General features: G+C 62.2%; 11 protein-coding genes. 7 read left to right on the plus strand and 4 right to left on the minus strand.

The annotated features are described in order from the left end of the window. Window positions 1-314 precede the first annotated feature (314 nt). Window positions 315-1,316 carry a glycosyltransferase family 2 protein gene (locus VKP62_06540; GenBank protein MEB3196846.1) on the minus strand — a complete coding sequence of 334 codons (1,002 nt, stop codon included), beginning with the start codon at window positions 1,314-1,316 and terminating at the stop codon, window positions 315-317. 69 nt (window positions 1,317-1,385) lie between these two features. Further along, complete coding sequence (locus VKP62_06545) at window positions 1,386-2,798, minus strand: oligosaccharide flippase family protein (protein MEB3196847.1); 1,413 nt, start codon at window positions 2,796-2,798, stop codon at window positions 1,386-1,388. Window positions 2,799-2,909: 111 nt separating this feature from the next. Here VKP62_06545 and trmFO point away from each other — a divergent pair, with 111 nt between their 5' ends. The 7 genes from trmFO to VKP62_06580 all read left to right on the plus strand — a co-directional run bounded on the left by trmFO (window position 2,910) and on the right by VKP62_06580 (window position 10,222). Then, window positions 2,910-4,301, plus strand: coding sequence for a methylenetetrahydrofolate--tRNA-(uracil(54)-C(5))-methyltransferase (FADH(2)-oxidizing) TrmFO (gene trmFO / locus VKP62_06550; GenBank protein MEB3196848.1), 1,392 nt, complete (start codon window positions 2,910-2,912; stop codon window positions 4,299-4,301). A 59-nt stretch (window positions 4,302-4,360) separates the two neighbouring features. After that, window positions 4,361-5,023: a thymidine kinase gene (locus VKP62_06555; protein MEB3196849.1), complete on the plus strand. Its 663-nt coding sequence runs from the start codon at window positions 4,361-4,363 to the stop codon at window positions 5,021-5,023. Between the two features lie 227 nt (window positions 5,024-5,250). After that, window positions 5,251-6,081: a flagellin gene (locus tag VKP62_06560; GenBank protein MEB3196850.1), complete on the plus strand. Its 831-nt coding sequence runs from the start codon at window positions 5,251-5,253 to the stop codon at window positions 6,079-6,081. A 197-nt stretch (window positions 6,082-6,278) separates the two neighbouring features. After that, entirely contained in the window at window positions 6,279-7,109 is an 831-nt protein-coding gene (locus tag VKP62_06565) for a flagellin (GenBank protein MEB3196851.1), read from the plus strand. Between the two features lie 98 nt (window positions 7,110-7,207). Beyond that, window positions 7,208-8,035, plus strand: a complete 828-nt coding sequence (locus VKP62_06570) for a flagellin (GenBank protein MEB3196852.1) — start codon at window positions 7,208-7,210, stop codon at window positions 8,033-8,035. Between the two features lie 206 nt (window positions 8,036-8,241). After that, window positions 8,242-9,321, plus strand: a complete 1,080-nt coding sequence (locus tag VKP62_06575; GenBank protein ID MEB3196853.1) for a flagellin — start codon at window positions 8,242-8,244, stop codon at window positions 9,319-9,321. Window positions 9,322-9,448: 127 nt separating this feature from the next. After that, entirely contained in the window at window positions 9,449-10,222 is a 774-nt protein-coding gene (locus VKP62_06580; protein ID MEB3196854.1) for a tetratricopeptide repeat protein, read from the plus strand. A 22-nt stretch (window positions 10,223-10,244) separates the two neighbouring features. On the opposite strand, the gene VKP62_06585 is transcribed toward VKP62_06580, so the two are convergent. Together VKP62_06585 and ruvX are read right to left on the minus strand one after the other, a co-directional pair. Beyond that, window positions 10,245-10,514 carry a DUF1292 domain-containing protein gene (locus VKP62_06585; GenBank protein MEB3196855.1) on the minus strand — a complete coding sequence of 90 codons (270 nt, stop codon included), beginning with the start codon at window positions 10,512-10,514 and terminating at the stop codon, window positions 10,245-10,247. Between the two features lie 8 nt (window positions 10,515-10,522). Then, window positions 10,523-10,814 (minus strand): Holliday junction resolvase RuvX (ruvX, locus tag VKP62_06590; protein MEB3196856.1); only part of this gene is annotated, 292 nt, incomplete at its 5' end.

Raw genomic sequence — 10,814 nt, forward strand, 5'->3', positions numbered from 1 at the left:
CGTCCGGGGAGGCATTGTCGACCACCACGACGCGAATGTCGGGCGTATCCAGAAACAAGCTTCGCAGACACGCCTCGAGGAGTTCGCAAGTGTTCCAGGAGACGATCACGACCGTGACCCGCCGGGCGGGCAATGCGACAGCTCCATCGGCCGGAAAGGTCACAGGCGCATCCCCGCACATCTGCGCCGTAGCGGGGGGAGGGAAATCACCACGCGAAGTTTCCGCGCACCCGAGCATCCCCCGAGCATCGCAACGGGGAGCCCCAGACAGGCGACTCTGGCAGCTTGGCAAGAGTTCTGTCGTCCCGATGCCCTCACAACAATTCCCTGCTGTTCTGATGACCGCATTCCACCGCACGGCCGCGCAAGGCCGTCATCAAAACGACCTGATTTTCCCGCAGGGTCCGACGCCAGACCGCGCGGTCAATCCGGCCCAGCGTTCGTAAGAGCGTCGCCAAGATGGCATTTTGGAGCGCAGCCAAGGCAAGCAACGCACGTGCTTGGCGGACAGCTGTGGCACCGAAATGCTTGTTCAAAAAGCGCAGAGTGCTGGCAAATCGATAGGACAAGGTCGGCAGAGGCACGTGGGCCGCTGCGCGGCCCCCGATGTGCGTCACGCAGGCGGTCGGCAGCCACTGAACCCGATAGCCCGCCTGCCACACGCGAAAACACCAGTCCATCTCCTCGGCGTACATATAAAAGGCCGGGTCCAATAGTCCAACTTTTGCAATCACCGCGCCCCGGATCAAGAGCACGGCGCCGATCACCATCTCGACATCGCGAGCTTCGCGCTCGGGAAAAACATAAAGACGGCGCGGGCGACGCTGAGCCGCAGGCTGCAGAAAAGCGGGAAAACGCGCGTGCTCCCAGTACAGGTCCGCCGGGCGAACGAAGGGCATGGCTGAGAGCTGAAAGCTACCGTCCTCGTAGACCAAACGAGGTCCTACCACGCCCACCTCCGGATGCTCTTCGAGGTGGGCCACGAGCGTCTCTATCTGCCTGTGAGAAACGATGGTGTCTGGGTTGAGTAGGAGCACATACGTCGCCCGAATCTTTTCCAAAGCCAGGTTGTTGCCGGCAGCGAATCCGAGATTTTCGGGTGCCCGCAGCAGTTGAACCTCCGGAAAAGACTGCAGGACGGCATCCGCACTTCCATCGGACGACGCATTGTCAACAACCCAGATTTGATGAGGTAGGGCAATCTCCGCCCGTCGGCACGAAGATAGGCAGACCATCAAATCGTGACGGGTATTCCAGTTGACTATCACCACAGCGAGGAATGCCTCGCTGGAGGGTTCGTTCTGAACGTTGGTCATCACATCGACCTTCTCGACCCGGAGCAACCCTGCCGCGGAGAAGCTGCTGTGCAGGCGCCCATCCACTCGTCAAGCCGCATTTCGCAAAAATCGCCCACGCAGTCTTGCCCACACATCCACGATCAAGCACCGCTCGAGGAATCCAACCACCAAGACCCAAAGGAGAGCAAGGATCATGATCGCGCCCAGCAAGGTCTGCCAAGAAGTGACCAGAGGAGCCATCAGCAGAGATACGGCCACAAGTCCGCTCGCCAATGCCAGCCCAGGGGCCAAAGTCGCGATAGGCTTCAACGACGCAGTGCGGTTCACGTAGACGGCCATCACGATGGCGGGGCCAATACTTCCAAGCGCAGCTCCTACAGCGAGGCCTCGGTAGCCCATGAAGGCGAGAAACGCCATGGCCAAGGTCCATTCCAACAGCGTGCTTGCCAAAATGAAGCGAAAACCCAAGGCGGCCTGTCCTCGGGCGTTAATGAACACCAGCAGCGGCGAAAAAAGCTGCCCGGCCCAGGCACGTATCAGCGCCCAGAACAATACCGGCAGCGCTTCAAGCCACACCTCACCGTACACGAAACGTACAAGTGGATCCGCCAACACCCAGAGGCAGCTCATGGGCGGTGCAGTGAACAGCCATAAGCGACGCAAGGTGGCCCTCAAGACCGCGCCAGCTTCGGAATGGTCGTGCTGTAGCCTCGCATAGGCAGTGAAAGTCACTCGGTGAGCAAGCATCAAGGCATTGGCGGGCACAAGGGTGGCGAGATTGGTGCTCCAGTTGAGGAGGCCCACGGCGTGCGGTCCACAGGTCGGCCCCGCCACCAGCGTGTGGAGGTTCTCACGCGCCATGTGGGCCAGATTCACGCCTTGAAACCACATTCCCTGGGCCATACGATGGCGTAAGACCCCGCCATCCCAAGCCAAGCCGAAGGACCAGGGGGAACAAATGTTCAAGAGCGACATGCGAAGGCCCACGGCAGCCAGAGTCCCCCACAAGAAGCTCCAGAAGCCAAACCCTTGGTAGGCCAGAACGAGCGTGACGAGCTTTTCCAGGAAGGTGCTTGAAACCTCTACAGCGGCCAGCGAGCCGAAACGAAGACTGCGCTCGAGCATGACCGTGGGCACGCTTCCCAGTGCGCCAAGCAGCATGGGCAACGTCATCCAACGGAGCAGTGAAGAACCATCATTTGGCAGTCGAAAAACCAGCGCCAGCCAAGGCGCGCTCAACATCAGGAGCAAAGCCAAAACGGCGAAGAACGCCAGATAGACGGTAAAAACCGTGCGCTGCTCGGCGACCGTGGGTGGCTCCGGCTGTTGAATCAGGACGGAAATGAGTCCCAGTTCAAACAAGCTGCCGATTCCGAACACCAGAAACGTCACGGAGGTGAAGACCCCAAAGTCTTGCACTGACAACCAGCGCGCCAGCAGAACGCTAGAGACGATGGAGAGCGGCATCAGGAGGCAGTAACGTGCCACAAGGGCCGCCACCCCGCGCCTCACCCGCTGCTGAACCGGAATGTTGGAGTCCACAGGAGGCGTATACCCAACGATGGGGCGCCCCGTGTGATACCATGCGCGGCACGCGAGGAGGACGCGAACGTGGCTGAAAAGCGAGCCTGCATCATAGGCGCCGGGCTGGCCGGCAGTGAGGCCGCCTGGCAGCTGGCTCAATCCGGCCTGGAGGTCGACCTCTACGAGATGCGCGGGGTGCGGCCCACGACGGTGCATCACAGCACCGACTTCGCCGAACTGGTCTGCTCGAACTCGCTGGGCGCCAATGGCCTGACGGCGGCCTCCGGCCTGCTGAAGGCCGAGATGCGTCGCCTGGACTCCCTGATCGTGGCCTGTGCGGATGCCCACGCGGTCCCGGCTGGCGGTGCCCTCGCGGTCGACCGCGAGGGCTTCGCGCGGGCCGTCACCGAGCGTCTGAGCGCCCACCCGCGCGTCCGTGTGCATCGGGAAGAACTCACGCAGCTGCCGGGCGATCGCCCGACCATCGTGGCCACCGGTCCCCTGACCTCGGATGCGATGTCGGCGCACTTGCAGGCGATCGCCGGCCACGAATACCTGTTCTTCCACGACGCCGCCGCGCCGATCGTCGCCGTCGACTCGCTCGACCTCTCGATCATCTTTCGAGGCGGGCGAGAGGGGCTGGCCCGCAAGGGTCAGAAGCGCGAGGTCACCCCCGAGGACGCGGGCGGCGACTACCTAAACTGTCCGCTCGATCGGGAGACCTACACGCGCTTCTGGGAGGCCCTGGTGGCTGGGGAGAACGCCACGCTACACAACCCGGAAGACCACGTTTTCTTCGAGAGCTGTCTGCCCGTCGAGGTGATCGCCCGACGCGGCCTCGACACCCTGCGTTACGGCCCGATGAAGCCGATCGGCCTGACGGATCCGCGCACGGGGCGCTGGCCCTACGCGGTGGTCCAGCTGCGCCAGGACAACGCCGCCGCCTCGCTGTACAACATGGTCGGCTTCCAGACCCAGCTCAAGTGGGGCGAACAGACCCGCATCTTCCGGATGATCCCGGGCATGGCCCAGGCCGAGTTCGTGCGCCTGGGGGTCATGCACCGCAACACCTACCTGAACAGCCCGCACCTGCTGGCCCCCACCCTGCAATGGCGAGATCGGCCGGACCTGTTCGCGGCAGGCCAGATGATCGGGGTGGAGGGTTACATCGACTCCGCGGCCACGGGCCTGCTGGCGGGACGCAACCTCGTCCGGCGGCTCCAGGGCCGAGTCTTGCTGGAATGGCCGCGCGAAACGATGCTGGGAGCGCTCAGCCACTACATTTCGGAAGCCTCACCGAAACATTTCCAGCCGATGAACGCCAACTGGGGGCTTTTGCCTGAGCTGGCCACGCCGATCCGGGACAAGAAATTGCGTCGCGAGAGCCTCGCCGAGCGCGCCCTGGCGCGACTGGAGAGCTTTTTGCAAGACGTCGACGAGCCGGCCTTGCCCTTCCCAAGCCAAACCACGATTCGCTAACATAAAGCTCCCCACCGCCCCGTTCACGCCTCCAGGCCCCTCTTCAAGAGCGTCTTTTCATGTCCACTTTCGGCTTCTATCAGATCAAGCGTTCCACCGGCTGGATCGAGGTCATTTGCGGCAGCATGTTCAGTGGCAAGACGGAAGAACTGATCCGCCGCGTCCGTCGCGCCCAGATCGCCAAGCAACAGGTTCAGGTGTTCAAGCCGGAAATGGACGATCGCTACCGCGCCGAACTGGTGAACTCCCACAACGGCGGGCAGATCGAGGCGATCCGTGCCCGTCTCGCCAGCGACGTGCTGGCGATGGTGAGCGAGGACGTTCACGTGGTGGCGCTGGACGAGGTGCAGTTCTTCGATGACGCCATCGTGGAGGCCTGCCAGGCCCTGGCAGACGCGGGCAAGCGCGTGATCTGCACGGGGCTGGATCTGGACTTTCGCGGCGAGCCCTTCGGCTTCATGCCCCGTCTGATCACGATGGCCGAAGAGGTCGAAAAGCTGACGGCCATCTGCATGACCTGCGGGGCCCCGGGCACCCGCACGCAACGCCTCGTCGATGGGCGTCCTGCCCATTACGAGGAAGCGGTCATCTTGATCGGGGCGGCCGAAGCCTACGAGCCACGCTGTCGAGCCTGCCACGTCGTGCCGGGCAAGCCCACCCTGGAAGGCCGTCCCCCCTTTGTTGCGGCCGCGATCAGCCTGCCCAGCTTCAAGGGGCCCTGACCCCCACCACGACGATTCCGCCGGCAGCGAAGCCTATGCAGGCGGTTTTCCGCCCCGTGCGCGGCCGCTCAGATCAGCTTCCCACGCGGCAAAGCATACTCTAAACAGTCTGAGGTACAATAAATTTGGTTGCACGGCGCACTTGCCGGAGCGTCTTGGAAAACGCTCCGTCCGTGTGAGGCAGTCGAAGGGCTGCTTCAGGTGCGCAACGCCTGGGGGGGTGGCATGTGCGCATCAATACCAATGTCAACGCCGTACAGGCGTGGCGCAACCTGCAAAAAAATGACGACGCGCTGAGCAAGTCACTCGAGCGCCTGTCGACCGGGTTGCGTATCAACCGCGGCAAGGATGACGCGTCCGGGCTGGCCATTTCGGAGCGGCTGCGCTCGCAGATCAGTGGCCTGACCGCGGCCGAGCAAAACATCCAAACCGGCTTCAATATGGTGGGCATCGCCGATGGCGTGCTCGAGCAGATGACGGCCGTGACGCAACGCATGCGCGACCTGACCGTTGCCGCCGCCAACACGGCCAGCGGGTCCTCCTCGCTCAGCGCCTTGGACACGGAATTTCAAGCGCTGAAAAGCCAGATCACCCAGATGGCCAGCTCGACGGCCTACCAGGGCACCACCCTCTTCACCGGCAGTGCCACGACGGTCACCTTGCAGGTGGGGCCGGAGCCTGGCTCAGCCAGCCAGATGACGCTTTCCTTCGGGCCGCTGAATGGCACGACGGGCACCTTCGACATCGCTGCCTCCGCCTATTCGCTCACGGCGTCCACGAATTTCAGCAGTCTGCTGACCAGCATCGACGGGGCCCTCAACTTCCTGCTCAACGAGCGGACCAAGGTCGGGGCACAGGCCAACGCCCTGGACTTCAAGATCAACCAGATCCAGGTGACGCGTGAAAACCTGCTGTCGGCGGACAGCCGCATCCGCGACACGGATATCGCCTATGAAACTGCCTTGCTGACGCGCAACCAGATCTTGGTGCAGTCGGCCACCGCCATGCTGGCCCAGGCCAATGCCAAGTCGCAAAACCTGCTCAGGTTGCTGCAGTAGCGGGCCCTCTCGCCAACTGGGCAAGATCGCCCAGGAAATTTTTTCACCGCGCATTCAAGTTCCGATCTGAATCTGCCGAAAGGTTCAGATTTGACGTTTCAACCGGAACGCGATAGGGAACATGAGTATCGGATGCATGAGGCATCCACTGAAGGGTAAAGGATTGCCCTTCTCGCGCGTTTGTCCAAGGAGGAATTATGCGCATCAATACGAACGTCAGTTCCCTCGTTGCATGGCGCAACCTGCAGAAGAACGACGACAACCTGTCAAGGTCCCTGGAACGCCTGTCTACCGGCCTTCGCATCAACGCTGGCAAGGACGATGCCTCGGGCTTGGGCATCTCCGAGCGCTTGCGGTCCAGCATCAGCGGCCTGACGGCAGCGGAGAGAAACATTCAAGACGGCTTCAACATGGTGGGCATCGCCGACGGCGTGCTGGACCAGATGACGGCCGTCACGATGCGGATGCGCGACCTGTCGATCACCGCGGCCAACCAGGGCAGCGGCTCCACCGCGATTGCGTCGCTGCAGGCCGAGTTCGAGGCGCTGCAGGCCCAGATCCGCAACATGGCCGACTCCACCAAGTACAACGGGACCTCGCTTTTCACCAGTGCCACCGTGACGGTCACCCTGCAGGTCGGTGCTGACGCGGCTACCAGCAGCCAGATGACCCTGGCCTTCGGGCCCCTGAACGGAGTGACGGGTGACTTCAACATCGCCTGCACTACCATCTACACCATCGCTTCGGCATCGACCACCGTCGGGATTGGCAGCATAGACAAAGCGCTCGACTATCTGCTGAACCAACGCACCAAGGTGGGCGCCCAGGCCAACGCACTCGACTACAAGATTGCCCAGATTCAGGTCACGCGTGAAAACCTCATGAGCGCCGACAGCCGCATCCGGGACACGGACGTTGCCTACGAAACGGCCTTGCTGACCCGCTCACAAATTCTGGTTCAATCGGCCACGGCCATGCTGGCTCAGGCCAACGCCAAGTCGCTCAACCTGTTGGCCCTGTTGCGGTAGCGAGGGGTTGCCAATGAATCAGAACGCAGTGAACGCCCCGCCAATTCTCTGGAGGCTTAAGGACTCGCCTCCAAAGCGCAGACGTCCAAGGAGGTATCATGCGCATCAACACCAACGTCAGTTCCCTGGTGGCCTGGCGCAACCTGCAGAAGAATGACACAAACCTATCGAAGTCCCTGGAACGTCTCTCGACAGGTCTTCGCATCAACAAGGGCAGCGACGATGCTTCAGGGCTAGGAATTTCGGAGCGACTCCGGTCTCAGATCAGTGGCTTGAGCACTGCGGAGCGAAACATTCAGGACGGATTCAACATGGTGGGCATCGCGGATGGCGTGCTAGACCAAATGTCCGCAGTCACCATGCGAATGCGCGATCTCGCGTTGACCGCAGCCAACCAAGGCAGCGGTTCCACAGCGCTAGCTTCCCTGAATGCGGAATTTCAAGCGCTCCAAAGTCAGTTGACCAACATGGCCTCCTCCACCAAGTACAACGGCACGGCTCTGTTCACGGCGAGCGCAGTGACTGTCACGCTGCAAGTCGGGGCCGACAGCGCCAGTAGCAGTCAGATGACCCTGACTTTTGGTCCGCTGAACGGTACTTCGGGTTCATTTGACATCGCGGCCAGCAGTTACTCGCTCGCCGCGGTCCCTAGCGCCGCCATGATAACCAGCATAGACAGTGCTCTCACCTACCTTCTGGAAACCCGAACCAAGATCGGTGCCCAGGCAAACGCGCTCGATTATAAGGTGTCCCAAATCCAGGTCACGCGCGAAAATTTGATGAGTGCAGATAGTCGTATCCGCGATACGGATGTCGCCTACGAAACCGCCTTGCTAACCCGCTCCCAGATTCTAGTACAATCCGCCACGGCCATGCTGGCTCAGGCCAACGCCAAGTCGCTCAACCTGCTCGCCTTGCTGCGCTGAACCAGGCGCCCGCCAAGATCAACCCTCAAATCAGAATGCCGCCCCCGCGCCGGGGCGGTTTTTTTTGATTTATTTGCCCGCCCAGCGCATCATGGACTCAAGTCCGTCAGCTTCCTGCCGAATCACATGCTTGGCAGTGGGAAGGAATCCCGCTGGCGAGACGCCCCACCGGGCGTCCCCTCGCACCCCATCAAGGAGGATTCACCGTGCGGATCAACACCAACATGAATGCGTTGGTCACCCAACGCAACATGCAAGCGGTCGGTAACAACCTGTCGAAGTCCCTGGAACGCCTGTCGAGCGGCCTGCGGGTGAACACCGCGGCTGATGACGCATCCGGCATTGCCCGTTCTGAAACGGCCCGCGCTCAGATTCGGGGCATGAACGTGGCAGAGCGAAACATCCAGGACGGCATGGGCTTGTTGAACACAGCGGAAGGCGCCTTGGCGCAGGTCCAGAGCATCCTGCTCCGGATGCGGGAACTGTCCGTCACCGCCTCGAACGGGACGTTGCAGGACACCCCGGACCGCGCCTCGCTGCAGGCTGAGTTTGCGGCGCTGGGCGCTGAAATGGACCGGATTCGAGACACGACCACTTTCAACGGTAAGAAGGTGTTCGAAGAGATCACGGGCTTCTCGCCCATGAGCGGAACCACTGCCACCGACCCGAACACCATCACGGCGACTGACCAAGCTGTCGAAATCCGCAGGGCAGCCTTCCGCGGCGGGGCCTATTCGGACGGAACCACCACCTTTGACCGCGTCCGGATCGACGATACGGTAGAGACCACCAACACGACGGTCACTCCCCGCACGGGCGACCCTTACGACACCTTCAGCCTGCAAATTGGCCCCAATAACAATGCTGAGGACCGCCTGGCCCTGACCACCGCCAAGCTCGACTTTGCCTTCGCGCTGGGGACGGACGACGATACGGCAACGGGCGACTTCGACTCGGCGGGGCCCGTGGACTTCACGCCGACGGCGCCCAGCATCGGAACGGAAGCCAACGCCCGGCAGATGATCACCAGCATCGACGACTACCTCGCCTACGTGACCAACCAGCGCACGGCGATGGGTGCGCAGAGCAACCGCCTGGAGGCAGCCCAGTCCATCTTGCAGATTACCCGCGAAAACCTGCAAGCGGTGGACAGTCGCATCCGCGACACGGACGTGGCCATGGAAATGACGAACCTGACCAAGCAGCAGATCCTGATGCAGACGTCGACCGCCATTCTGGCTCAGGCCAACGCCCAGCCACAGTCGGTGTTGTCGCTGTTCAAGTAATCAGCGCAGCGGGCACGTCGTTCAGCGGGGGTCCCACCGGGGGCCCCCGTTCGTCATGGTAAGCTCCTATCCTGGCCCAGAGATGAGCCGTGAGGCTGATCTGAGCCGCCTCCCGTGAGAAACCGATATGCACGTCGCGCCCCACCTCGCCAGCGCCAACGCATTGTTGGAACAGGGCTGCTACGCCGAAGCGCAACAGGCGCTGACCGAGGCCGCCGTCCAGCATCCTCTCTGTGCCGAAACCCGCCACTGCCTCGGACAACTGTTCCTGCAACGCGGTGAATGGGAGGTGGCGGCGCACTGGCTCGACGCGGCGCTGCAACGCTCGCCCGGTCGCCGTGATACCCGCTTTCAGCTGGCCTGGAGTCTGTGGAAACTCCATCGGCCGCAGGCCGGTCTCGACCTGCTGGCGACGCTGGAAAGCACCCCCACCATCTCCCACCTGCGTGCGCGGTTGCTGCTGGACCTGGGCCGGGCAAACGACGCCCTGGTTGCCCTGAGCGGATGCGAACTGCCCGCCGCGGATCTCGAACGGGGCTGGGCTTGCTGGCTGGTCGGGCAGATGGACCCCGCCAAGCACGCCTGGTCACGCTGGCTGCGAGCGGGTGCCGCCGACTGGGGCACCAAGGACGCCCTGGCCATCTGTCTGTTCCTGCTGGGGGGAGGACCGCGGGTGCCCCTTTGCCCCGAACGTCCCCGGGAACCGATCCAGCATCTCGCGAGATGGTTTCGCTGGCTGTGTCAGCACGGCTACGACGGTGAACTGGAACAACTGATCGACCGAGGCAGGACACTGCCCCTCCCGCTCTGGAGAGGGTTACAGAAGGAATGGTTGGCCACCGCACAGGCAGAAAAAAAGCCGGCCCTGGTGGACCGGCTCCGCACTGACGTGGAGTGTTAAACGGCCGGAATGAGTGGCCGAATCAGGCTTCCTCGCCCTCGTCAGTGTACTCTTCCAGTTTCTTGACGACCGCTTGAAACTCCGCTTCATCTTCGATCATCTCGAACCGATCGACCTCGAAGCGCAGCACCAAGACCTCTTCCTGCTCCGGATCATCCGCGTCTGCGGGGAGCAGCAACGCGTACTCGCGCCCATCGACTTCGATGATGTCGACCACCTGGAAATCGTGATTCTTGCCCTCTTCGTCGACCAAGGTGACGATGTCTTCCTGGGCTTCCAATTCCTGTTCCATCCGTCTCGCTACTCCTCGTCGTGTGCAGGTTGCTCTGCCTCGCGGGCTGCCCGGGCCTGGCGGTCCAGGAAGGTTTGCAAGATCAACGCCGCCGCCTGTTGGTCGATGAGCTCCTTGCGCCGTTTCGCCTTGACGTTGAGTGCCCGCATAGCATTTTCGGCCTGACGGGTGGTGAGACGTTCGTCCACCAGCTCCACGGGAAGGGCGATCGCCGCCTGGAGGGATTCCACAAAGCGTTCCACGAAGCGAGCTTGCTCGCCAATGGAGCCGTCCATGTTCCGGGGATAGCCTACCACAAGC

This window comes from Candidatus Sericytochromatia bacterium (genome assembly GCA_035285325.1).
Lineage (GTDB): Bacteria > Cyanobacteriota > Sericytochromatia > S15B-MN24 > JAQBPE01 > JAYKJB01.

Bases quoted from the DNA above. Each gene is read 5' to 3' on its own strand.
- VKP62_06540 (MEB3196846.1), bottom strand. From the start codon at position 1,316: ATGACCAACGTTCAGAACGAACCCTCCAGCGAGGCATTCCTCGCTGTG.
- VKP62_06555 (MEB3196849.1), top strand. From the start codon at position 4,361: ATGTCCACTTTCGGCTTCTATCAGATCAAGCGTTCCACCGGCTGGATC.
- VKP62_06565 (MEB3196851.1), top strand. From the start codon at position 6,279: ATGCGCATCAATACGAACGTCAGTTCCCTCGTTGCATGGCGCAACCTG.
- VKP62_06570 (MEB3196852.1), top strand. From the start codon at position 7,208: ATGCGCATCAACACCAACGTCAGTTCCCTGGTGGCCTGGCGCAACCTG.
- VKP62_06580 (MEB3196854.1), top strand. From the start codon at position 9,449: ATGCACGTCGCGCCCCACCTCGCCAGCGCCAACGCATTGTTGGAACAG.
- VKP62_06585 (MEB3196855.1), bottom strand. From the start codon at position 10,514: ATGGAACAGGAATTGGAAGCCCAGGAAGACATCGTCACCTTGGTCGAC.